The organism is Mesorhizobium sp. ESP-6-2 (assembly GCF_020164675.1).
Lineage (GTDB): Bacteria > Pseudomonadota > Alphaproteobacteria > Rhizobiales > Rhizobiaceae > Mesorhizobium.
Genome location: NZ_JAIUGT010000007.1, coordinates 136,978 through 158,219, shown reverse-complemented (window position 1 = coordinate 158,219; position 21,242 = coordinate 136,978). Strand labels below are relative to the sequence as shown.

At 63.5% G+C, this 21,242-nt stretch carries 25 protein-coding genes; 11 read left to right on the top strand and 14 right to left on the bottom strand.

Annotation, left to right across the window (positions count from 1 at the left end; translation table 11 throughout):
• Nucleotides 1-24: 24 nt before the first annotated feature.
• Entirely contained in the window at nt 25-930 is a 906-nt protein-coding gene (locus LB532_RS19510; protein ID WP_140639730.1) for a DMT family transporter, read from the top strand.
• Nucleotides 931-954: 24 nt separating this feature from the next.
• Here LB532_RS19510 and LB532_RS19505 read toward each other — a convergent pair whose 3' ends face one another.
• Nucleotides 955-1,428, bottom strand: a complete 474-nt coding sequence (locus LB532_RS19505; RefSeq protein ID WP_224557081.1) for an amidohydrolase family protein — start codon at nt 1,426-1,428, stop codon at nt 955-957.
• A 302-nt stretch (nt 1,429-1,730) separates the two neighbouring features.
• On the opposite strand from LB532_RS19505, the gene corA reads away from it, so the two are divergent.
• The 3 genes from corA (at nt 1,731) to LB532_RS19490 (ending at nt 3,758) form a co-directional block, all read left to right on the top strand.
• Nucleotides 1,731-2,705: a magnesium/cobalt transporter CorA gene (gene corA / locus LB532_RS19500; RefSeq protein WP_140516906.1), complete on the top strand. Its 975-nt coding sequence runs from the start codon at nt 1,731-1,733 to the stop codon at nt 2,703-2,705.
• A 124-nt stretch (nt 2,706-2,829) separates the two neighbouring features.
• Nucleotides 2,830-3,300, top strand: coding sequence for a MaoC family dehydratase (locus LB532_RS19495; RefSeq protein WP_140496031.1), 471 nt, complete (start codon nt 2,830-2,832; stop codon nt 3,298-3,300).
• On the top strand, nt 3,297-3,758 hold the full coding sequence (locus LB532_RS19490) for a MaoC family dehydratase (protein WP_140516910.1): 462 nt from the start codon (nt 3,297-3,299) through the stop codon (nt 3,756-3,758). The genes LB532_RS19495 and LB532_RS19490 overlap by 4 nt, the downstream gene beginning before the upstream one ends.
• 175 nt (nt 3,759-3,933) lie before the next feature.
• On the opposite strand, the gene LB532_RS19485 is transcribed toward LB532_RS19490, so the two are convergent.
• The 5 genes from LB532_RS19485 to petA form a co-directional block, all read right to left on the bottom strand.
• Nucleotides 3,934-4,479, bottom strand: coding sequence for an adenine phosphoribosyltransferase (locus LB532_RS19485; protein WP_140639731.1), 546 nt, complete (start codon nt 4,477-4,479; stop codon nt 3,934-3,936).
• Nucleotides 4,480-4,670: 191 nt separating this feature from the next.
• A complete protein-coding gene (locus tag LB532_RS19480) occupies nt 4,671-5,816 on the bottom strand; it encodes an alpha-hydroxy acid oxidase (protein WP_181169376.1) in 1,146 nt (381 codons plus the stop codon).
• 186 nt (nt 5,817-6,002) lie between these two features.
• The gene (locus LB532_RS19475; RefSeq protein WP_140639733.1) at nt 6,003-6,875 is read right to left on the bottom strand and encodes a cytochrome c1; all 873 of its coding nucleotides are present in this window, start codon (nt 6,873-6,875) and stop codon (nt 6,003-6,005) included.
• Between the two features lie 27 nt (nt 6,876-6,902).
• Nucleotides 6,903-8,204, bottom strand: a complete 1,302-nt coding sequence (locus LB532_RS19470) for a cytochrome b (protein ID WP_140496035.1) — start codon at nt 8,202-8,204, stop codon at nt 6,903-6,905.
• 16 nt (nt 8,205-8,220) lie between these two features.
• The gene (petA, locus tag LB532_RS19465; protein ID WP_027024461.1) at nt 8,221-8,781 is read right to left on the bottom strand and encodes a ubiquinol-cytochrome c reductase iron-sulfur subunit; all 561 of its coding nucleotides are present in this window, start codon (nt 8,779-8,781) and stop codon (nt 8,221-8,223) included.
• 312 nt (nt 8,782-9,093) lie between these two features.
• Between petA and LB532_RS19460 the strand changes: the two genes are divergently transcribed.
• Both LB532_RS19460 and LB532_RS19455 read left to right on the top strand, forming a co-directional pair.
• Nucleotides 9,094-9,438: a cupin domain-containing protein gene (locus LB532_RS19460; RefSeq protein ID WP_140639734.1), complete on the top strand. Its 345-nt coding sequence runs from the start codon at nt 9,094-9,096 to the stop codon at nt 9,436-9,438.
• A 147-nt stretch (nt 9,439-9,585) separates the two neighbouring features.
• Nucleotides 9,586-10,470, top strand: a complete 885-nt coding sequence (locus LB532_RS19455; RefSeq protein WP_140639735.1) for an alpha/beta fold hydrolase — start codon at nt 9,586-9,588, stop codon at nt 10,468-10,470.
• Here LB532_RS19455 and LB532_RS19450 read toward each other — a convergent pair.
• From LB532_RS19450 to LB532_RS19430, 5 genes are read right to left on the bottom strand one after another with little or no spacing between them, the layout of a single operon-like run.
• Nucleotides 10,451-10,762, bottom strand: a complete 312-nt coding sequence (locus LB532_RS19450; RefSeq protein WP_224557078.1) for a DUF6665 family protein — start codon at nt 10,760-10,762, stop codon at nt 10,451-10,453. The genes LB532_RS19455 and LB532_RS19450 overlap by 20 nt on opposite strands.
• A 1-nt stretch (nt 10,763) precedes the next feature.
• Entirely contained in the window at nt 10,764-11,231 is a 468-nt protein-coding gene (locus LB532_RS19445) for a GNAT family N-acetyltransferase (protein WP_140639737.1), read from the bottom strand.
• A gap of 4 nt (nt 11,232-11,235) precedes the next feature.
• Entirely contained in the window at nt 11,236-13,119 is a 1,884-nt protein-coding gene (locus LB532_RS19440; RefSeq protein WP_140639738.1) for an ABC transporter ATP-binding protein, read from the bottom strand.
• A 13-nt stretch (nt 13,120-13,132) separates the two neighbouring features.
• Nucleotides 13,133-15,019, bottom strand: coding sequence for an ABC transporter ATP-binding protein (locus LB532_RS19435; RefSeq protein WP_140639739.1), 1,887 nt, complete (start codon nt 15,017-15,019; stop codon nt 13,133-13,135).
• 28 nt (nt 15,020-15,047) lie between these two features.
• Nucleotides 15,048-15,569 (bottom strand): hypothetical protein, encoded by a 522-nt coding sequence (locus LB532_RS19430; RefSeq protein ID WP_181169365.1) that lies wholly within the window; start codon nt 15,567-15,569, stop codon nt 15,048-15,050.
• A gap of 283 nt (nt 15,570-15,852) precedes the next feature.
• Here LB532_RS19430 and LB532_RS19425 point away from each other — a divergent pair, with 283 nt between their 5' ends.
• Nucleotides 15,853-16,326: a tRNA (cytidine(34)-2'-O)-methyltransferase gene (locus LB532_RS19425; RefSeq protein WP_140639740.1), complete on the top strand. Its 474-nt coding sequence runs from the start codon at nt 15,853-15,855 to the stop codon at nt 16,324-16,326.
• A gap of 149 nt (nt 16,327-16,475) precedes the next feature.
• Nucleotides 16,476-16,946: a redox-sensitive transcriptional activator SoxR gene (gene soxR, locus LB532_RS19420; RefSeq protein WP_140496043.1), complete on the top strand. Its 471-nt coding sequence runs from the start codon at nt 16,476-16,478 to the stop codon at nt 16,944-16,946.
• 68 nt (nt 16,947-17,014) lie between these two features.
• Here soxR and LB532_RS19415 read toward each other — a convergent pair whose 3' ends face one another.
• The gene (locus LB532_RS19415) at nt 17,015-17,272 is read right to left on the bottom strand and encodes a hypothetical protein (RefSeq protein ID WP_023770299.1); all 258 of its coding nucleotides are present in this window, start codon (nt 17,270-17,272) and stop codon (nt 17,015-17,017) included.
• Between the two features lie 119 nt (nt 17,273-17,391).
• Here LB532_RS19415 and hemF point away from each other — a divergent pair, with 119 nt between their 5' ends.
• The 3 genes from hemF (at nt 17,392) to LB532_RS19400 (ending at nt 19,278) form a co-directional block, all read left to right on the top strand.
• The gene (gene hemF / locus LB532_RS19410; protein WP_140639741.1) at nt 17,392-18,306 is read left to right on the top strand and encodes an oxygen-dependent coproporphyrinogen oxidase; all 915 of its coding nucleotides are present in this window, start codon (nt 17,392-17,394) and stop codon (nt 18,304-18,306) included.
• 310 nt (nt 18,307-18,616) lie between these two features.
• Nucleotides 18,617-18,877 (top strand): DUF1344 domain-containing protein, encoded by a 261-nt coding sequence (locus LB532_RS19405; RefSeq protein WP_140639742.1) that lies wholly within the window; start codon nt 18,617-18,619, stop codon nt 18,875-18,877.
• 215 nt (nt 18,878-19,092) lie between these two features.
• A complete protein-coding gene (locus LB532_RS19400) occupies nt 19,093-19,278 on the top strand; it encodes a DUF1059 domain-containing protein (protein WP_140496047.1) in 186 nt (61 codons plus the stop codon).
• Between the two features lie 59 nt (nt 19,279-19,337).
• Here the strand turns inward: LB532_RS19400 and LB532_RS19395 are convergent, their stop codons facing one another.
• Nucleotides 19,338-20,603 (bottom strand): CCA tRNA nucleotidyltransferase, encoded by a 1,266-nt coding sequence (locus LB532_RS19395; protein WP_140639743.1) that lies wholly within the window; start codon nt 20,601-20,603, stop codon nt 19,338-19,340.
• Nucleotides 20,600-21,232, bottom strand: a complete 633-nt coding sequence (locus tag LB532_RS19390; RefSeq protein WP_140639855.1) for a CoA pyrophosphatase — start codon at nt 21,230-21,232, stop codon at nt 20,600-20,602. The genes LB532_RS19395 and LB532_RS19390 overlap by 4 nt, the downstream gene beginning before the upstream one ends.
• Nucleotides 21,233-21,242 lie beyond the last annotated feature (10 nt).

Genomic DNA, 21,242 nt, shown 5'->3' with positions numbered 1-21,242 from the left:
CTCAGTGAACGCGGAAGGGACCATATGAATAGGACGATCCCAACCCTGATCGGTTTCTCGGCCATCCTGACGTGGTCGTTCCTCGCGCTGCTGTCGACCGCCGCCGGGCCCGTCCCGCCTTTTCAACTGGCCGCGATGACCTTTCTGCTGGGAGGCTCAGTCGGAGCGGCCAGCTGGATGGTCCGCCCGTCGGCGCTCAAGTCGCTACGGCAGCCATGGCAGGTCTGGGCGATCGGCACGGCAGGGCTGTGCATCTATCACTGCGCGTACTTTTTCGCCATCCAGTCCGCGCCGCCCGTCGAGGTGAGCCTGATTGCTTATCTCTGGCCATTGCTGATCGTCGTCTTCGCCGCTTTCCTGCCGGGAGAGCGGCTGAGGTCTCACCACATAGCCGGTGTGATGCTCGGCCTGGCGGGTGCCATCGTCGTCATCACCAAGGGCGGCAGCGTGGGGCTTGCCGACGGCGTGAAGCCGGGCCACGTCATTGCCCTGTTCTGCGCCTTCGTCTGGTCCGGTTATTCCGTCCTGTCGCGCCGTTTCGGCCAAGTGCCGACCGATGTGGTGGCGGTGTACTGCCTGATCACCGCGGCCGTCGCCTTCACTCTCCATCTCGCGCTCGAGATCACTGTCTGGCCGCAGACGATGACGCAATGGAGCGCTATCGTCACTCTAGGCGTGATACCGCTCGGCGCCGGCTTCTATGCATGGGACTATGGCTGCAAGCATGGAGACATCATGATCCTGGGCGCGCTTTCCTATGCCGCGCCGCTGTTCTCGGTGATCGTGCTGCTGCTGGCCGGATTCGGCGTCTTCCACTGGTCTGTTGCGCTCGCTTGCGTCCTGATCACGGTCGGCGCGGTGATCGCCGCCAAGGACATGTTGCTGAAGGCGCAAAAACAACCTCTTGCCGAGGAACCGTCGCGTGCATAGGCCCGATCTGCGACTGCGACGTGGCTACTGCCCGGCCACCGTCCTTCCGCTCACCCACACCGCGGCGATGTTGGCGCGTGCCGCGTTGAGCACGATCTTCTGGAAGACATCGTCGAGCATATCGTCCGCCGGGATGATGTGGATGTTCGAGGCCTTCGCCGTCGTGTCGATCAGCAGCGCGTCGAATTCATGCCCGACGCGAAAGCTGCCCGTCGGCAGGTCAAGCGCTTCGGCACCGCCGGCGGTGGCCAGCCAGAACGCCTCCTGATGCGTGATCGGCGCGCCGGGTGCGCCGCGCTGCGCCGCGTCCAGGCCGGCATGGACACCGCTCTGCAGCGTCCTCGAGGCTGACAGCGCATGCCGGCAGCCGTCGAAGAGCGACGGGCTGTAGCCGCCGGAAATGTCCGTCCCGAGCCCGACATGCATGTGCCGGTCCAGCGCGCCGCGCAGCGGAAACATTCTGGGCTCGTCCATCGCCTTCGGCGCCGTCTGGGCCATCGTGCTGCACCAGATCCTGCCGAGCGCCCGATAGGGACATTCGCAGGCCGGCCCCCGCGGGTCCGGCCTGCTCTCCACGATAAGCCCGAACCGCGGTCGATGACCCGACCCGTCGAAGCTTTCATACTGCCGGCTGCTCTACGAGTTTTCTGAGCGTCCCTGGTGTCGGCCCCTAGTCCGGCTTGTCTTGATTTTGTCATGCCGCAAGTCTAAGCGGCGGGCACAGGCTCGGCGCACGAAGGGTAGTGCGATCCGATACGACGCAGCAATCCGAACGCGCTTTCCGGCAGGGAGATCTGGCGATGATCAAGGCTTTCGTCGTGGACAATGATCGCCTGCGTCTCACGGACGATCTCCTGGCCAATGGCGACAAGGTCGTCTGGGCAGATCTCTTCAATCCGACCAAGGACGAAGAGGCAACAATCGAGAATTGGCTCGGCATCGCCATTCCGACCCGCGAGGAGATGGAGGAGATCGAGATTTCCAGCCGCCTCTATATCGAGGACGGCGCCTACTTCATGACCGCCACCTTGCCCGCCCAGACCGACGTCGACGATCCACTGATCTCGCCGGTCACCTTCGCGCTAGCCGGCAACAGGCTGGTCACCGTGCGCTATCACGAACCGAAAGCGTTCAAGACCTTCCCCTTGCGCGCCGAGAAGGTGGCGACCGGCTGCACCAGCGGCGACACCATCCTGATCGGCCTGCTGGAAGCGATCGTCGACCGGCTCGCCGACATCCTCGAGCGCGCCGGCCGTGACGTCGAAGCGATCTCGCGCGACATTTTCGAGGCGCGATCGACCAAGGTGTCGAAGCGCAACCGTGATTTCCAGGAACTCTTGAAGGGCATCGGCCGCAAGGAGGACATCGCTTCCTCCGTGCGCGACAGCCTGATCTCCTTGCAGCGGCTGGCCGGCTTCCTCGCCCATGTCGCGACCCAGGCCAAGATGAGCAAGGACGTCCGCGCCCGCATCAAGACCTTGTCGCGTGACGTGCTTTCTCTTGCCGACCACGCCACCTTCCTGTCGCAGAAGATCTCCTTCCTGCTCGACGCCACGCTCGGCATGATCTCTATCGAGCAGAACGCCATCATCAAGATCTTCTCGGTCGCCGCCGTCATCTTCCTGCCGCCGACGCTGGTCGCCTCGATCTACGGCATGAATTTCGACGTCATCCCCGAGCTCAAATGGGAGCTCGGCTATCCGTTCGCGATCGCCATGATGGTTCTGTCGGCGATCCTGCCCTTCTGGTATTTCCGCCGCCGCGGCTGGTTATGATCGCAACGGCCGGCCGGGCGCCCGCGGCTGGCTCACCAGAAAGGGCTTGACCAAACGCCGTCCGGCCTGCATCCGGGTTTGCCGATCCATGTGGATCGCACGTTCTGCAACCGGATTCCACGCCATGACTGGAAAGACATGGGCCTATGAGGACTTCGTTGAAGGAGCCTCGTTCGACCTCGGCACCAAACAGGTGAGCGCGGCCGAGATCATCGAGTTCGCCAGTGAATTCGATGCCCAGCCGATGCATCTCGACGAAGAGGCCGGCAAGGCAAGCATCCTGGGCGGCCTCTCGGCCTCGGGCTGGCATACCTGTGCCATGTTCATGCGCATGCTATGCGATGCCTTCCTGCTGGACTCGACCTGCCAGGGCGCGCCCGGCGTCGATCAGGTCAAATGGAAGAAGCCGGTGCTGGCCGGCGACACGCTCAAGGGCAGCCTCGTCGTCCTCGCCAAGCGTCCTTCGAAATCGAAACCGCAGCTCGGCTTCGTGACCATGCGCAGCGAGCTAGTCAACCAACGCGGGGAAAGCGTCTTCGAGCTCGAGAATTCCGTCATGTTCCTCACGCGCAATGCCGCAGGGAGCCTTGCATGATGCTGGACGAATTCTTCCGCGTCGGCACCACCGTCACGCTGGGCTCGCATACGTTCGAAGCCGAGGCGATCAAGGCCTTCGCCCGCAAATACGACCCCCAGGTCTTCCACGTCGATGAGGATGCCGCGAAGAAGAGCGTTCTGGGCGGGCTGTGTGCGTCCGGCTGGCATACCGCCGCCACCTGGATGAAGCTCAACCTCGAAACCCGCATGGATGCCGAGTGGACCGGCCCTGGCCCGACGCCCGAATTTGGCCCCTCGCCTGGCTTCAAGAACCTGAAATGGCTGAAGCCGGTCTATGCCGGGCAGACCGTGACCTTCACCCGCACCGCCCTTTCCCACCGCCCGATCGCCTCACGTCCGGGCTGGCGGGTGCTGACCTTGCGCTCGGAAGCCTTCGATTCGACCGGCGACAAGGTACTGGAGTTCGAAAGCGCCGTGCTGGTCAAGGTGGAGTAGTGGCGGCGCTTTTCCCTTCTCCTCTTGTGGGAGAAGGTGGATCGGCGCGCAGCGCCGAGACGGTTGAGGGGTGCTCCAGCGGAGTGAGACGTTGGCGTTCCCTGGAACACCCCTCATCCGACCTCGCTTCGCGAGGTCACCTTCTCCCACAGGGGAGAAGGAAAACCGCCCCCTATCAGTGTCCCTCGAACCCGATCAGCGTCCGCACCGGCACGCCGAGCGCTTCCAGCTTGGCGCGGCCGCCGAGATCCGGCAGGTCGATGACGAAGCAGGCGGCGAGGATGTCGGCGCCGATCTGGCGCAGGAGATTCACCGCCGCCTCCGCCGTGCCGCCGGTGGCGATCAGGTCGTCGACCAGAATCACCTTCTCGCCCGGCGACACGCCGTCCTTGTGCATCTCCATCTCGTCCAGCCCGTATTCCAGGCTGTAGGCGACGCGCACCGTTTCATAGGGCAGCTTGCCCTTCTTGCGGATCGGCACGAAGCCGGCAGAGAGCTGATGGGCGACGGCGCCGCCGAGGATGAAGCCGCGCGCTTCGATGCCGGCGATCTTGTCGATCTTCTCGCCAGCGTAGGGATGCACCAGCTCATCGATGGCGCGGCGGAAAGCGCGCGCATTGCCGAGCAGGGTGGTGATGTCGCGGAACAATATGCCGGGCTTGGGATAGTCCGGGATGGTGCGGATCGCCGCCAGCAGCGTGTCTTCGAGCGAAGGTCTCATGAGGCGGCTCCGGGTGGTCCAGTTTCGGCGGAAAGGCGTGAAATGGCGCAGCGCCAAATCCTAACCCGGCGCGACCGACAACGGCTAGCGCGATGTGGCGGCCGAGACAAGCGCATCCGGCGAAAGCAGCACATACGTCCAAAGGCATGCCTCTGTCGGCGCTGCGATCTTTCGCATCGAAGCGATGGCGATCACCGAAACCGCAAATTCTCGCGGGTCAACTGTTCGATCGAGCTGCACCCCATCAGCTTCATGCCGCGTTCGATCTCGATGCGCATCTGTTCGAGTGCCCGTTCGACGCCAGGCTGGCCCGCCGCCGCCAGCGGAAACAGATAGTAGCGTCCGACGCCGACGGCCTTGGCGCCGAGCGACAGCGCCTTGAGCACATGCGTGCCGCGCTGCACGCCGCCATCCATGATGACATCGATCTTGTCGCCGACCGCATCGACGATTTCGGCGAGCTGGTCGAAAGCCGCCCGCGAACCGTCCAGCTGCCGGCCGCCATGGTTCGACAGCACGATGCCCTTGCAGCCGATCTCGACGGCGCGCTTGGCATCCTCCACCGACATGACGCCCTTGAGGCAGAACGGTCCCGGCCAGAGCCTCACCATCTCGGCGACGTCGTCCCACGTCATCGACGGATCGAGCATTTCGGTGAAGTAGCGGCTGATCGACATCGTGCCGCCGCCCATGTCGACATGCTCGTCCAGCTGCGGCAGCTTGAACGCCTCATGCGTGAAATAGTTGATCGCCCAGGCAGGCTTCAGCGCGAACTGGGTCATTCCCGCCAGGTTGAGCTTGAAGGGAATCGCAAAACCGGTGCGCTTGTCGCGCTCGCGGTTTCCCCCGGTGATGCTGTCGACGGTCAGCATCATCACTTCGACCCCGATCTCCCGTGCCCGCTGCATCATCGCCCGGTTGAGGCCCCGATCGCGATGAAAGTAGAACTGATAGACCTGTGGTCCACTGCTGATTTTTCGCACTTCCTCGAGGCTGACGGTGCCGAGCGAAGAGACGCCGAACATGGTGCCGTATTTTGCAGCGGCCCTGGCGACCGCCCGTTCGCCCTGATGGTGGAACAGCCGCTGGAGGGCGGTCGGCGAACAGTAGAACGGCATCGCCAGCTTCTGGCCCATGACGGTCACCGACATGTCGGTCTCGCTCACCCCGCGCAGCACGTTGGGAACGAGGTCGCAGGTCTCGAAGCTCTCGGTGTTGCGGCGGTAGGTGACCTCGTCGTCCGCCGCGCCGTCGATATAGTTGAAGATCGGCCCCGGCAGCCGCCGCTGCGCCATGCGGCGGAAATCCGAAAAGTTGTGACAGTCGTTGAGCCGCATCATGGAACCCCAAACGCCCTATAGGCGGCAAAGCTTTCGCCGCCGTCGGGGCGTCGAATAGCAATCGCCTGCCGCGCTGCCAACCGGCTTGTTGGACAAGAAAGCGACCACCTCACGCGCCAGCCGCTTCGGCAAGCAAAAAGGGCGCTTCGCGGGCGCCCTTTCCTCAATCTCCGGCCGCGCGGCTTAGTGCGCGACGGCTTCCCAAACCTTGCGCTTGGTCATGTAGACCAGTGCGCCGAACAGGAGCAGAAACACCAGCACCCGGAAGCCGGTTTTCTTGCGGGCTTCCATATGCGGCTCGGCCGCCCACGCCAGGAAAGCGGCGACGTCGCGGGAGTACTGGTCGACGGTCTGCGGCGCGCCGTCGTCATAGGTCACCTGGCCGTCGGAAAGCGGCTTGGGCATCTTCAGCGACACGCCGGACATGAAATACGGATTGTAGTGCGTGCCTTCCGGGATGACCATTCCAGCCGGAGGCGTCTGGTCGTAGCCGGTCAGCAGCGAGTGGATGTAGTCGGGGCCGCCTGCATCATACTGGGTGAAGATGTCGAAGACGAACTGCGGAAAGCCGCGCTCCACGCCGCGCGCCTTGGCCAGCAGCGACATGTCGGGCGGGGCTGCGCCGCCGTTGGAGGCGGCCGCGGCTTCCTCATTGGCGAACGGTGCCGGGAAATGGTCGGACGGCTTGCCGGGACGGTCGAACATGTCGCCGGCATCGTTGGGGCCGTCATGGATGGTGTACTCGGCGGCCAGCGTCTTGATCTGCGCATCGGAATAACCGAGGTCCGAAAGCGTGCGGAATGCCACCAGGTTCATCGAATGGCAGGCCGAGCAGACTTCCTTGTAAACCTTGAGGCCGCGCTGCAGCTGCGCCTTGTCATAGGTGCCGAACGGGCCGGTGAAGCTCCAGTCCATTTCCTTCGGTTCGTTGATCGGGAAATGCGTCGGCGCCGCCGCGTTGTGCGCCTCTTCGGCCGCGATCGCCCAGGTGCCCGCGGCCCCAATGCCGGCGGCCACAAGGCCGACCAGCGCAAGCGAGGTGAGAATCTTTTTCATGCCAAATCCCCTTAGATTCTCTACCGCTCAGCCCTTGGTCTCAGGTGCGGCCGTGGCGCCCGCCGGATGCCCGCTGCCGCCCTTGTTCTTCTCGAGCACCGCCTCGGTGATCGAGTTCGGCAGCCTGCGTGGCGTCTCGATCAGGCCGAGCACCGGCATGATGATCAGGAAGAAGGCGAAGTAGAACAGCGTCGCCATCTGCGCCATGAACACATAGCTGCCTTCCGCCGGCTGCGAGCCCAGCCAGCCAAGCAGGATGGCATCGGCCACGAACAGCCAGAAGAACAGCTTGTACCAGGGCCGGTAGACCGCCGAGCGCACCTTGGAGGTGTCGAGCCACGGCACCAGGAACAGCATGGCGATGGCGCCGAACATGCACAGCACGCCGCCGAGCTTGGAGTTGATCGGCCCTATGTTGAAGGTGATGGCGCGCAGGATCGCGTAGAACGGCAGGAAGTACCATTCCGGAACGATATGGGCCGGCGTCTTCAGCGGGTTGGCGACCGTGTAGTTGTCGGGGTGGCCGAGATAGTTCGGCAGGTAGAAGACGAAATAGGCGAAGAAGAACAGGAACACGATCATGCCGAACGCGTCCTTGATGGTCGCGTAAGGGGTGAAGGCGACGGTGTCGGTCTTCGACTTGACCTCGATGCCGGTCGGGTTCGACTGGCCCACGACATGCAGCGCCCAGATGTGCAGCACCACGACGCCGGCGATCATGAACGGCAGCAGGTAATGCAGTGCGAAGAAGCGATTGAGGGTCGGATTGTCGACCGCGAAACCGCCGAGCAAAAGCTGCTGGATCCAGTCGCCGACCAGCGGGATCGCGCTGAAGAAGCCGGTGATGACGGTGGCGCCCCAGAAGCTCATCTGGCCCCACGGCAGCACGTAGCCCATGAAGCCGGTCGCCATCATCAGGAGGTAGATGATGCAGCCGAGGATCCACAGCAGCTCGCGCGGCGCCTTGTAGGAACCGTAATAGAGGCCGCGGAAGATATGGATGTAGACGGCGACGAAGAAGAACGACGCGCCATTGGCATGCATGTAGCGCAGCAGCCAGCCGGAATTCACGTCGCGCATGATCTTTTCGACCGAATCGAAAGCGAGATTGGTGTCGGACGTGTAGTGCATGGCGAGCACGATGCCGGTCAGGATCTGCGCCACCAGCATGATCGACAGGATGCCGCCGAAGGTCCAGGCATAGTTGAGGTTGCGCGGCACCGGATAGGCGACGAAGCTGTCATAGATCAGCCGCGGCAGAGGCATGCGCGCGTCGAACCAGCGCTCGATACCGGTCTTGGGCGTATAGGTCGAGTGTCCCTCGCTCATCGAAATATCCCCTGCCTCAACCGATAAGGATCTTGGTATCGGAAATGAACTTGAATACCGGCACAGCCATGTTCTCGGGCGCCGGGCCTTTGCGGATGCGGCCGGCGGTGTCGTATTGCGAACCGTGGCATGGGCAGAACCAGCCGCCGAAATCGCCTTCCTGGCCGAGCGGAATGCAGCCCAGATGCGTGCAGACCTGAACCATCACCATCCAGGCTTCCTTGCCGGGCGTGGTGCGGTTGGCATCGGTCGCCGGGGCGTCTGCCGGCAGGTTGGCGTTGCGGGCGATCGGATCCTTGAGATCGGCGAGATTGACTGCCTCGCCGTCCTTCATCTCCTGTTCGGTGCGGTTGCGCACCACGACCGGCTTGCCGCGCCACTTGACGATCAGCGACATGCCCGGCGTCAGTGAGGAGACATCGACCTCGACCGACGCGAGCGCCAGCGTCGAGGCATCGGGGCGCATCTGGTCGATGAACGGCCAGGCGACGGCGCCCGCGCCGACCACGGCGGCCATGCCGGTGGCGACGTAGAGAAAATCTCGACGGTTGGGATCCTGGGTGTCGGTTGCGCTCACGGGTACCTGATCCTTTCGCCTCTTCCGTGCCGGTGGCCGAGCCTTGTTCCCCGCCCATTCACGCCAACCCGACAGCGCATGGCGAACAGGCTAGCGAATTCCTCCGGCATTTGGGCTTCGGTTTATGCGTGAAGTCCGTTTTTGTCCAGACGGGTGAAGGCACAAGGGCAGATTGTCGCGGGGGCAGAATCCGCCATCGCCCGACAAGACGGCGAATGGCTGTGAAACACCGCCAAACAACCGGGAAACAACGGCTAATCCGGCGTCCAGCTTCGCCTCGACACCTGGCCCCGGGATGGTCTATCCTGCACCATGGCACATGTCATAGACCGCGAGGAATGGGCTGTTCGCCCCGACCGCTGGAAGGGCGAGTTGCAATGCGCCCCCTACGGCTCCAACTCCTGCCTGATCTTCAATTATCTGCCGGAGACCGGCGGCGGACCGCGCCTGCATTCCCATCCCTACGCCGAGATCTTCATCATCCGCCAGGGCACCGGCCTGTTCACGGTCGGCGATGAGGAGATCGAGGCCTCCGCCGGCCAGATCGTCATCGTGCCGCCCGGCACGCCGCACAAATTCACCAATCTCGGCCCCGGCCCGCTGGAAACGACCGACATCCACGAGAACGGCACTTTCCTCACCCAGTGGCTGGAGTGATCCCGGCCCAGGTGATTCCTGGAAAAGCGCAATTCCTGGAAAAGTGTGAAACGCTTTCCTACCGCAACCGCGTCAAAACAATCCAGCTCTGTCGGTTTTCCGATCGCCGCCTAGATCTATGGCATAGGCAGCCGGCAGGGCCAGGACATGCAAACCTCTGAAATCGAAATCGAAGGGCTGAGCATAGCGATCCGCGAGGCAGGCCCGGCTGAAGCGCCTGCATTCCTGCTGCTGCATGGCTGGCCGCAAAGCTCCTATGCGTTCGAAGGGGTGATCGGCCGGCTGGCTGCCGACTACCGGGTCGTCGCACCTGACCTGCCCTGCATCGGCGGCTCGCAAGGCATGCCTGAGGCCGGCGACAAGAGAACCCTGGCGAGGCTGATGAGAGGCGTTGCCGAGGCTTGCGGGCTGCGGCACCTCGTGGCGGCCGGTCATGATGTCGGCGGCCAGATCGTGTTCGCCCTGCTGCGCGACCATCCTGAGATCCTTTCCGGCGCGGCGATCATGGATGTCGCCGTTCCAGGTGTCGCGCCATGGGAAGAGGTCATTCGCAATCCGCGGATCTGGCACTTTGCCTTCCATGCCGTCCCGGCGCTGCCGGAAACGCTGGTGAGCGGCCACCAAAGCACCTATTTCGACTTCTTCTTCAATGTGCTTTCGAAGGATCGGGCGTCGATCCCCGCGCAGGCCAGGGAAATCTATGCGAGAGCCTATTCCCGGCCTGAAAGCCTCCAGGCCGGTTTCGATTGGTATCGCGCCTTCCCCGAAGATGCCAAAGCCAATGCCGCGCAGCCCGCGACGCCGATAGCGATTCCGGTGCTGTATCTCAGGGGTTCGGCCGAGTCCGGCGACATCGGCGACTATGTCGAAGGCCTTAGGGCCGCCGGGCTTTCCAATGTCGAAGGCGACATTATCGCGGACAGCGGGCACTTCGTCGCCGACGAGAACCCCGAAGCGCTCGCCATCCGCCTGGCGAGATTCCACAGGGAGATCGGCGCGACAAACGCCGACCCTACATGGCGCCGAGCCTGACCAGGACCGCCTTCGGGATGTCGTATTCGCGAATGACGGCATCGTGCTTTCGAAGGCCACAGAGCTCGCGCTGGATGAAGTAGCCGTGCACCGCCACCGCCGCCTCCTTGAGCAGCCCGGGACGCAACTGCTCGTCGCCATTGTTGCGCAGCCGGGCCAGCGTTTCTTCGACGCGTTGTCCAGCGCGGCCGAGCGCCGCCGCCTTCTCGGCGAGGACTTCATGGCCAAGCGCGTCGAAGGCGGCTTCAGCGGCCGAGGCGCTGGTCAGACGGGACGGCGGGCGCAGGGACATTTCAACCTCCTTTCTCGAAAATCATCCGGTGCGTGACGAATTCTTCGCCCGCCACCGGCGCGAAGCCAAGCCGCTCATAGAAGCCGAAGGCTTCCTGAGGCGCACGGGTGTTGAGCACGGCGAAATAGCGGCGCGCCCTGTCGACAACGGTTTCGACCAGCATGCGGCCCAGGCCCGTGCGCCGATGGCGCGTGCCGACGAACAGATGCCGGACCCGGCCGTGGTCCCTTCCCTCGAAATAGGGATCGATGTTCAACCCGCACACGCCGGCGAGTTCGCCGCCGTGCCACGCTCCGAACAGCGCCTCGCCCTGTTTCAGGAACTTGTTGCGGCCGCTTGCCCAGCCGTCGCGAAGCCGCACCAGCATCCAGTAGCCTTCCCGTCGGCTCTCTTCCATCAGCGCATCGAAGGCCGGTGTCGTCGGCCGCAGCCGTTTCAGCAGATAGCCGGTCTCCTGCGTCGCGCCCATGCCGCTACTCCGCCGGCCGCGTCTCTTCCAGCACGGCTTCCTCGTGATAGAGGAAGCCGCCGGACTGACGCTTCCACAGCCGCGCGTAGAGCCCGTCGAGCGCCACCAGTTCGTCATGCGTGCCTTGTTCGACAATGCGGCCGCCGTCGAGCACGACGAGACGGTCAAGCGCGGCGATGGTCGACAGCCTGTGGGCGATAGCTATGACCGTCTTGCCTTCCATCAGCCGCGTCAGGTTTTCCTGGATCGCCGCCTCGATGTCGGAATCGAGTGCCGAGGTCGCCTCGTCCAGGATCAGGATCGGTGCATCCTTGAGGAAGACACGGGCGATTGCCACGCGCTGGCGCTGGCCGCCCGACAGTTTGACGCCGCGCTCGCCGACATAGGCTTCGTAGCCCTGGCGGTCGCGATTGTCGCGCAAGGTCAGGATGAAATCATGCGCCTCGGCTTTCCTGGCCGCCGCGATCACCTGCGCGTCGGTGGCGTCGGGCATGCCGAGTTTGATATTGTCGCGTAGCGAACGGTGAAAAAGCGCCGTGTCCTGACTGACGACGCCGATATTGGCGCGCAGCGAATTTTGCGTCACCCGGGAGACATCCTGGCCGTCGATGGCGATCTTTCCGCCTTCGAGTTGGTACAGCCGCAGGATAAGGTTGGCGAGCGTGGTCTTGCCGGCGCCGGACGGCCCGACCAACCCGACCTTCTCGCCCGGCCGCACCACGAGATCGATGCCGTTGAGCACGCCGAACCCCTTGCCGTAGTGGAACTCGACATTCTTCACCTCGATCCGCCCGCCGGCCACGACCAGTTCCCGGGCGTCGGGAGCGTCGACCAGACCGAGCGGCTGCGAGATCAGCGCCTTGGAATTCTCCAGCACGCCGAGATTGCGCAGGATGCTGTTGAGCTGCATCATCAGCCGGCCAAGCAGCATGTTGAGCCGCAGCACCAACGACAGTGTGAAGGCGACCGCGCCGACGGTGATCGAGCCCTCGACCCAGAGATAGACGGCAAAGCAGCCGATCGCCGTGATCATGATGCCCGACAGCGTCGTCAGCGCCATGCGCACGCCGGTCAGCCGGCGCGTGAACGGGCGCAACGCGTCGAGATAGATGTCGAAGCCGCTCCTGATGTAGCGGTCGTCGCCGTCGGCGGAGAACAGTTTCAGCGTCTGCACGTTGGAGTAGGAATCGACGATGCGGCCGGTGATCATCGACCCCGCCTCGGCGGTCGCCTCGGCATGTTTGCGGATTGCCGGCAGATAGAGCCTGGCCAGAAAGCCGAAGGCCGCGATCCAGATCACCACCAGCACTGCGAGCCTGATATCGAGCCCCGCGACCAGCGCCAGCGTCGTCACCGTATAGACGATCATGAACCAGACGACCTCGATGAAGCTTTCCATCAGGTCGCCGGTCGCTTGCCCGGCCTGCCAGACTTTTGTCGCGATGCGGCCGGCAAAATCGTTCTGGAAGAAGGAGTAGGACTGGCGCGACACGTGCCGGTGCGCCTGCCAGCGCACCAGATTGTAGAAGCCGGGCGTGATTGTCTGCTCGTCGACCAGGGCCGACAGGCCGACGACGATGGTGCGGACGACCAGCACCACGACGATCATGAACACAAGTTCCGGCCCGGCGGCCGTCCACAGCGCATGCCAGCTGCGTTCGCCGGGAAGCTGGTCGAGGATGTCGACCAACCGCCCGACAAAGTAGAACAGCCCGGCCTCGACCAGCGGCGCGATGCCGCCGATGACCAGCATGGCGAAGAAGGCGAACTTGGCCTGGCCGACATAGTGCCAGAGAAAACCGGCGACGCCGGACGGCGGCCGGAGATTCGTGGGCTCCCTGAACGGATAGACCCAGTTCTCGAACCAGCGATAGACGGCTGTCATCATGCGGCGGCGGCCATCATTCAGCGGCTTGTCCCTTTGCGCCAACGTCGTTTGCGACATCGATCGGGCCGTCATCGAGCAGGAAACCGCCCGACTGGCGCTGCCAGAGCTGCGCGTAGAGCCCGCCCTTGGCCACCAATTCCTCGTGCGAACCTTCCTCGATGACACGGCCCTGGTCCATCACCACAAGCCTGTCCATCGCCGCGATGGTCGACAGCCGGTGGGCGATGGCGATGACGGTCTTGCCTTGCATGAGCTTGTAGAGGTTCTCCTGGATGGCCGCTTCCGCCTCGGAATCCAGCGCCGACGTCGCCTCGTCAAGGATGAGTATGGGCGCGTCTTTCAACATAACGCGAGCAATGGCGATGCGTTGCCGCTGGCCGCCGGACAGTTTGACGCCGCGGTCGCCCACATAGGCGTCGAATCCCTTGCGGCCGCTATGGTCCGAAAGCCCGGCGATGAAGTCCAGCGCCTCGGCGCGCCGCGCAGCCTCGACAAGCATGTCGTCGCTGGCGTCGGGCCGGCCATAGAGGATGTTTTCGCGCACCGAACGATGCAGCAACGAAGTGTCCTGCGTGACCATGCCGATCTGGGCGCGCAGCGAATCCTGTTTCACCGCTGCGATCTCCTGGCCGTCGATCAGGATACGGCCGGCTTCGAGGTCGTAGAACCGCAGCAGAAGATTCACCAGCGTTGACTTGCCGGCGCCGGAGCGGCCGACAATGCCAACCTTCTCGCCCGGCTTCACCGCCAGCGAAAGGTTCTCGATGACGCCCTTCTGCTTGCCATAGTGGAAGCGGATGTCCTCGAAGCGGATCTCGCCTTTGGAGACCGTGATCTCCTTCGCACCGGGCCTGTCCTCGACAAGGCGCGGCAGCGAAATCGAGGCGATGCCGTCCTGCACCGTGCCGATATTCTCGAACAGGCCCGACATTTCCCACATGATCCACTGCGACATGCCCCACATCCGCAGAACCAGGCCGATGACCACGGCGACCGCGCCGATCGTCACCGCCTGGCCCAGCCACAGCCACAACGAGATGGCGGTAACCGAGAACAGGAGAAGCGCATTCAGGATGTAGAGCGAGCCGAACAGCACCGTCACCAGCCGCATCGACCGGTAGACCGTGTCGAGGAAGCCCATCATGCCCTCCTTGGCGAAGGAGGCCTCGCGACGGGCATGGCTGAACAGCTTGACCGTCTGGATGTTGGAGTAGCTGTCGACAACGCGGCCCGTCATGACCGAGCGCGCATTGGCCTGTTCCTCGCCGACCTTGCCCAGCCGAGGAATGAAATAGCGCAGCAGAAGGATGTAGCCGACCATCCAGACGCCGAGCGGTGCGGCCAGCCGCCAGTCGGCCGAGCCGACGATGAGCAGCATGCCGAGGAAATACACGATGACGTAGTTCAGGACGTCGATCACCTTGATCACGCATTCGCGCACGGCGAGTGCCGTCTGCATCAGCTTGGTGGCGATGCGGCCGGCGAATTCGTCCTGGTAGAAGCTCATCGACTGCTTGAGCAGATAGCGATGCACCTGCCAGCGGATACGCATGGGGTAGTTGCCCATCAGCGTCTGCTGGTTGAGCAGCGAATGCAGCCATACCGTGCCAGGCAGCGCGAACAGCACGACAAAGGCCATGCTGGCGAGCTTCCAGCCCTCCGTCTGCAGGAAGGTTTCGCGGTTCTGCCCCGAAAGCCAGTCGACGATGCGGCCTAGGAAGCCGAACATCCACACTTCCGCGATGGCAATTGCCGCCACCAGCACCGCATCGACCAGGATATAGGGCCATGCGCCGCGCGTGTAATGCAGGCAGAAGGCAACCAGCGTCTTGGGCGGCTCGACTGGCTCTGCGCCCGGGAACGGATCGAGCCTTTTTTCAAACCAGCTAAACAACAACATAGGTCATGCTCATGAAATCTGTTTCCGCTCACGCGGCGCGTGAACGTACGAAGTCCTCGGACCGCAGGGCGCCGAGGGCCGACGGTCCGGAATCATCCGGACCGTCGGCCCTGCTTCGCGCTATATAGGGGTTCGCAGGCTTTTCGCCGACAGGCTCTTTTGTTGATCCTGACGGTGCGGTGTCGACAAGGCGGATCTTCGCGCCCGGCCGGATCGCCCGGATGATACGGCGCACCAACGAGGGCCGGCTCGGGTCGGGAACCGCGCGCGAGAAATCGACGTCCGGCAGCATGCCGCGATGCGGGCGGCGGCGAACCTCGGCGTGGACCGCCGACGAATAGGTTTCGCCGATCAGCAGCGCCCAGGTCGGCAGCCGGTGGATATGCAGGCTCCTCGAGCCAGGTATTCTGTAGGGATCGAACATCGGTCCGTCCTCCGTGTGAAAATAGAGATAAAAAGGGTGTTCGACGTCCTGCCGCGGGATCGGCGGCTGATCAGTCGAGACGCGTTGGGGCGGGGCCATCGGCCCCTTCGGCAGCTTGAAAAACATCGCAGGATTCCTTCGAAGACCAGGGAATGGTTTCGGCGGAAATCGGTGCGGAAGCGTCTAAGAGATCAGGAGAACCGTCGTACCGAAACCGCCAGCGGGCATGTAAGCCCACGGAGAGGGTGCTGGATGTGCATGGTCATCATGAATTACCCCTCCTTCGGTTCGGGTTGACAATGTACGCTGTATACCCGACTTCGCAGAAAATGGCCACCCGCAGGTCCAGCAATTTCCAAAACCGCGAAGCCGCTGTGGCCGATTTGCCACTTAATAGAAGGATGCGGAAATGAACGACCGTCTCCGCATCGCCCTTTACCAGCCTGACATCGCCGGCAACACCGGCACAATCCTGCGCTTCGCCGCCTGCCTCGGGATCGGCGTCGACATCATCGAACCGGCCGGTTTTCCGCTCTCCGATAAAACGCTCAGGCGCGCCGGCATGGATTACCTCGAAATGGCTGCCCTGACCCGGCATGTCGACTGGCACGCCTTCGAGGAGTGGCGCAAGGCCAGCACGCACCGGCTGGTCCTGCTGTCGACCAAAGCCGCGACCCCATACACCAGCTTCAACTTCGCCACTGGCGACATCCTTTTGTTCGGTCGCGAATCCGCAGGCGTGCCGGATCCGGTCCATCAGGCGGCGGACGCGCGTCTGACGATTCCGATGCAGGCCGGCGCGCGCAGCATCAATGTCGCGCTCTCCGTCGCCATGGTTGCCGGCGAAGCCATGCGGCAATTGGGCCAGAATGCCATCTGCTGAAGCGGCGGCCACGGTCCCGCCGGCGGCGGCGACACGGCCCTCGCCCGTCATTCTCACCCAAGCGCACATCGCCATCTCCTGTCGTTTGCATGTCGATGGCTTCTTCGCTACAAGCTCAACTTAACTTGAGGTCAAGCGGAAAGTGCGAGATGGCGCCAGCAGCGGAATTAACGGTGGGCCAAGTGGCCGCGCGCAGCGGTGTCGCGGTGTCGGCGCTGCATTTCTACGAAGCTCGCGGCCTGATCCGCAGCCACCGCACGTCAGGCAACCAGCGCCGCTACGGCCGCGACGTGCTGAGGCGCGTGGCCATCATCAAGATCGCGCAGGAGGTCGGCATTTCGCTGGCAGAGATAGCGACGGCGCTTCAATCCCTGCCCGAGGGCCGCACCCCGACGCGCGACGACTGGAGCCTGCTGTCGACCGCCTGGCGCGACGGGCTCGACCGCAAGATCGGTCAATTGAAGAAATTGCGCGACGGGCTGACCGACTGTATCGGCTGCGGCTGCATGTCGATCGACAAATGTCCGCTCCGCAACAAGGATGACCGGCTGGCCAGGGAAGGAACAGGGGCGAGAAGGCTGGTTCTTCCTTCTCTCGGTTCACGGAGAGAAGGTGCCTGAGCGTAGTGAAGGCGGACACAAGGGGCGGTGCCTGTATTGGGTTGTTCCCGTAAACAGGCGAGGAAATCCTAATCCGCCGCCGGCAGGCGCCTTATGGTGAATTCGATCAAATCGCCCGGCCGTTCGAACCAGCTTTCGATCTCGGTCCAGTAAGCCTGCTTGGGGAAGCGCTCGAACCATTCCTTTGCCTTCAGGCGAGCGTCCGAACGCGGCAGGACGAAGGTTTCGCGCAAAAATCCGTCGCGCGGCATGCGCGCGCGTTCAGCCCGGCTTTGATCGAGCCTTTTCTTCAGGCCATCCAACGGCGGTCTTGCCGGGGTGCGCACGAAGGTCTCCTTGCTCCGATCAGATCAGACTTGACCCTTTCCCCTAAGAGATTAGGGATCGCGCCGGCAAAAGACGAGTCATTTGTAGGGGCCGGCCGCCCCGAAACCGGAGACAGCACTTGGAACGACCTGAAATACCGGCTGGCCTGCCCGCCGACATCGAAGAAAAGAAGATGAAGGCACGCCTGTGGTTCGAGGCATTGCGCGAACGCATCTGCGGTGCTTTCGAGCAGATCGAGCAGGATCTCCAGGGCCCGCTCGCTTCATGGTCGCCGGGTCGGTTCGAAAGGACGCCGTGGGAGCGTGACTCCGGCAAGGGCGGTGGCGGAACCATGTCGATGATGCACGGCCGAGTCTTCGAGAAGGTTGGCGTCCACACCTCGACCGTTTACGGCGAGTTCTCGCCCGAATTCAGGAAGCAGATGCCCGGCGCCGAGGAGGACCCGCGCTTCTGGGCATCCGGCATTTCGCTGATCGCGCACCCCTGGAACCCCAACGTTCCGGCCGTGCACATGAATACGCGCATGGTCGTCACCTCGCGCCATTGGTTCGGCGGCGGCGCCGACCTTACCCCCGTGCTCGACCGGCGCCGCACGCAGGACGACCCCGACACAATGGCCTTCCACCGCGCCATGCAGTTCGCCTGCGAGAAGAATGCCGGTGTCGCCGACCATGCGAAATTCAAGGCCTGGTGCGACGAGTATTTCTTCCTTCCGCATCGCAACGAGCCGCGCGGCACCGGCGGCATCTTTTTCGACTGGCTGCATTCGGGGCAGGACAAGGGCGGCTGGAATGCCGATTTCAACTTCGTCCAGGATGTCGGGCGCGCTTTTCTTGTCGTCTATGGCCATCTCGTGCGGGGCAATTTCAACGAGAACTGGACCGATGGCGACCGCGACGAACAGCTCATCCGCCGCGGCCGTTATGTCGAGTTCAATCTGCTTCATGATCGCGGCACCATTTTCGGCCTGAAAACCGGCGGCAATGTCGCCTCGATCCTCTCCAGCCTGCCGCCGGAGGCCCGCTGGCCGTAAAAAGATAGTGAGCGCGCCGTGAGCCGCATTGATGTCCCATTCGCCTCGAAAGGGGCATCGAATGTGGCGCGGGAGCCCTCGCAAAGTTTCTTTTTCGTCTAATAGGCTTCGGAAAAGACTGGGCTATTTGTCGGGACGGGTCGGGAAACGCCGGCGGTTCGCCTGCGCAATTCCAGGAGTGCAGAGCGGTTCTCCGTCCGGAATTGCGTCAGAACGAAGCGGATCGCGACTCGACGCAACCGGACGGCCCAGGACGATGCGGGACACCTTCGCCAAAAGGGGTGCCCGCGCTTTCCAGGAGTACTTCGCAATGCGCAAGATCATTGTTTCGGCCGCAGCGGCTGCCCTTCTCGCTTCCGGTTCGGTGGCATTGGCCGCCGTCAAGCACACCACCGGCACGATCAAGACCTTTGATACGGCGGCCAAAAGCCTGGTTCTCGACAATGGATCGTCTTTTACGCTCCCCCGGACCTTCAAGGATCCTGGCCTGAAGGTCGGCGAGAAGGTCAGAGTTTCATGGGACATGAGCGGCAAGGATAAAGTTGCCGAGGCAGTCAAGATCATGAAGTGATGACCTGCCCACAGGGCTGGCGTAAGAGGGCGGAGCAGCGCTGCTCCGCCTTTTTGCCGTTGACGGCAATCAATGCCACCCCATCTGTGTTATGGTTTCACCCGCTCGCGGTCCAGCCGGTCTCAAGGTCGGACAACGCGCCAAGAAGATGTGGAGTCCCTGCCGCCTTTTGCAGGACGGCCGACCGGACTCCATGGAGGAAAAGGAGAAATCCCATGAAGGAATTCCACTGCGGCTCGCTCGTTCCAGGTTGTGAATGGCACACGCGCGCCGAGGAGGAAGCCGAGGTCATGCGCCGTGCCGTCGAACATATGCGCGAGACGCATGGCGAGACGATCATCCGCGAAACGATGATCGAAGCGATCCGCTCGCGCATTGAGAAGGTCCGCGACGCCGCCTGATTTGGAGCAAGTTCCGGGAAATCGCAGCGATTTCCGCCCGGATTGCGTTGACGAATGCTTTATCCGGCCTTCAGGGCCTGCGCGGCGCGCTTGAGCAGCGCGTCGCGATCGGGCCCGAAACCTGCATCGACCCATTCCACTTCGAGATTCCTGAGGATCGCGCCGAGTTTTGGCCCGGGCATCCCCCCGATCGCCGTCAGATCGGCGCCCTTGAGTGGAAACACGGGCCTTTCCCATCTCAGCGCGAAGGCGAGAAGTCGGGAAAAGCCGCCGGCCTCGATGAGCGCATCGGTCTGGTCCACCGCGCGCACCCGTGCCGCTGCGAGTGACAGGCGAAGCCGGTCGACGACCCCCTGCCGGTCGCCGCGGTAGAGCGTCTTGGCCAGTTCACCTTCGGTGGTTTTCGGCTCGATTCCCGGCGTAAGCGCCCAGTGGCGCAAACGGTTTGCTTCCGCAGTCGACAGTCTCAGCCGCTCGGCCAGCGTCTTCATGCGCGCCGCATCCGGCGGCACGATCGCCTCCAGCCTGAGCATCGGCTCCGCCGTCCAGCCCAGATCCTTCTCGGCTCTGGCCAGGCCGTGGATCGCATCGATGCCCCATTTCTCGCTTTCCGGCAGCACGCTGGTCAAAACGCTCGCCTGCCGCATCCACAACAGCGCGCGGGACGGATCGGCCGCCGACAACAGCTTCTTGAGTTCGGACCAGACGCGCTCGGCCGAGAGCTGCACGAGCCCTCCCTTCAGCCGGGCGCAAGCCTTCAGCCCCTCGGCGTCCGGCCGGCCTTCGCCATACCAGGCGAAGAAGCGGAAAAAGCGCAGGATACGCAGATAGTCCTCGCGGATACGCGCTTCCGGATCGCCGATGAAGCGCAGCCGGCGCCCCTCTATGTCGGCGACGCCGCCGACCAGATCGACGACCGTGCCGTCGGCTTCCGCGTAGAGCGCGTTGATGGTGAAGTCGCGCCGCTCGGCATCAAGCTTCCAGTCTCGCCCGAACGACACTTTGGCGCGGCGGCCGTCGGTCTCGATATCCGCGCGCAGCGTGGTAATTTCATAAGACTTCCCGCCGGCAATCACGGTGATCGTGCCGTGCTCGATGCCGGTGGGAACGGTCTTGAACCTCGCCGCCTCGGCGCGGCGGATTGTCTCCTGCGGCAGGCAGGTGGTGGCGATGTCGATATCGGCGACGGGCTGGCCGATCAGCGTGTTGCGCACCGCGCCGCCGGCGACCCGCGCTGCCTCGCCGCCGCTCGCCAGAATGGCAAGCAGGCGCTGCAGATGCTTGTCGCCGAGCCAGTCGGCCCTGTCAGCGATCGAGACCTTCACGCATAGAGCCTTTCATAAAGCGTGCGGATGATGCCGGCGGTGACGCCCCAGATGCGCCGGTCGCCATAGGGCATGTCGTAGAAGAACCATTCGAGATCGTTCCAAATGCGGCTGTCCCTGATGTGGTTGGCCGGATCCATGAGGAAGCGCAGCGGCACTTCGAAGGCCAGGTCGACTTCCTCGGCATTGAGCGCCAGCTGGAAAGGCGGCCGCACGATGCCCAGCACCGGCGCGATCCTGTAACCGCTGCCCGCGACGTAATCGGGCATGCGGCCGATGACCTCGATATGATCCCGGCGAAGGCCGATCTCCTCGAAGGTCTCGCGCAGCGCCGCCGCTTCCGGACTGGCGTCGGTCGCATCGATCGTTCCGCCGGGAAAGGCCACCTGCCCCGAATGGTTGCGCAGCGTCTCGGCCCGCTTGGTCAAAAGAACCGTGGCATCGCCCTGGTGATCGACGATCGGGATCAGCACCGCCGCATCGCGCAGCGGTTTCGCCCGGTGGAGGCGCGGATGGCCTGGATTGAAGCGATGATCGCCATAGTCGTCGCCGGCATGCGCCTGCGGCTGCGCGGCAAAGCGCGCGCGCAGATCGGCAATGGAAAAGGGCGTCGGCGTCACCTGGTCCATCATGAACTGT

Bases quoted from the DNA above. Each gene is read 5' to 3' on its own strand.
- LB532_RS19405 (WP_140639742.1), top strand. From the start codon at position 18,617: ATGCGCAAGATCATTGTTTCGGCCGCAGCGGCTGCCCTTCTCGCTTCC.
- LB532_RS19430 (WP_181169365.1), bottom strand. From the start codon at position 15,569: ATGTTTTTCAAGCTGCCGAAGGGGCCGATGGCCCCGCCCCAACGCGTC.
- LB532_RS19450 (WP_224557078.1), bottom strand. From the start codon at position 10,762: ATGTCCCTGCGCCCGCCGTCCCGTCTGACCAGCGCCTCGGCCGCTGAA.
- LB532_RS19400 (WP_140496047.1), top strand. From the start codon at position 19,093: ATGAAGGAATTCCACTGCGGCTCGCTCGTTCCAGGTTGTGAATGGCAC.
- LB532_RS19425 (WP_140639740.1), top strand. From the start codon at position 15,853: ATGAACGACCGTCTCCGCATCGCCCTTTACCAGCCTGACATCGCCGGC.
- LB532_RS19455 (WP_140639735.1), top strand. From the start codon at position 9,586: ATGCAAACCTCTGAAATCGAAATCGAAGGGCTGAGCATAGCGATCCGC.
- LB532_RS19510 (WP_140639730.1), top strand. From the start codon at position 25: ATGAATAGGACGATCCCAACCCTGATCGGTTTCTCGGCCATCCTGACG.
- LB532_RS19490 (WP_140516910.1), top strand. From the start codon at position 3,297: ATGATGCTGGACGAATTCTTCCGCGTCGGCACCACCGTCACGCTGGGC.
- LB532_RS19475 (WP_140639733.1), bottom strand. From the start codon at position 6,875: ATGAAAAAGATTCTCACCTCGCTTGCGCTGGTCGGCCTTGTGGCCGCC.
- LB532_RS19390 (WP_140639855.1), bottom strand. From the start codon at position 21,232: ATGGACCAGGTGACGCCGACGCCCTTTTCCATTGCCGATCTGCGCGCG.
- LB532_RS19445 (WP_140639737.1), bottom strand. From the start codon at position 11,231: ATGGGCGCGACGCAGGAGACCGGCTATCTGCTGAAACGGCTGCGGCCG.
- LB532_RS19440 (WP_140639738.1), bottom strand. From the start codon at position 13,119: ATGATGACAGCCGTCTATCGCTGGTTCGAGAACTGGGTCTATCCGTTC.
- LB532_RS19505 (WP_224557081.1), bottom strand. From the start codon at position 1,428: ATGGCCCAGACGGCGCCGAAGGCGATGGACGAGCCCAGAATGTTTCCG.
- soxR (WP_140496043.1), top strand. From the start codon at position 16,476: ATGGCGCCAGCAGCGGAATTAACGGTGGGCCAAGTGGCCGCGCGCAGC.
- corA (WP_140516906.1), top strand. From the start codon at position 1,731: ATGATCAAGGCTTTCGTCGTGGACAATGATCGCCTGCGTCTCACGGAC.
- LB532_RS19460 (WP_140639734.1), top strand. From the start codon at position 9,094: ATGGCACATGTCATAGACCGCGAGGAATGGGCTGTTCGCCCCGACCGC.
- LB532_RS19495 (WP_140496031.1), top strand. From the start codon at position 2,830: ATGACTGGAAAGACATGGGCCTATGAGGACTTCGTTGAAGGAGCCTCG.
- LB532_RS19485 (WP_140639731.1), bottom strand. From the start codon at position 4,479: ATGAGACCTTCGCTCGAAGACACGCTGCTGGCGGCGATCCGCACCATC.
- LB532_RS19435 (WP_140639739.1), bottom strand. From the start codon at position 15,019: ATGTTGTTGTTTAGCTGGTTTGAAAAAAGGCTCGATCCGTTCCCGGGC.
- LB532_RS19480 (WP_181169376.1), bottom strand. From the start codon at position 5,816: ATGCGGCTCAACGACTGTCACAACTTTTCGGATTTCCGCCGCATGGCG.
- LB532_RS19470 (WP_140496035.1), bottom strand. From the start codon at position 8,204: ATGAGCGAGGGACACTCGACCTATACGCCCAAGACCGGTATCGAGCGC.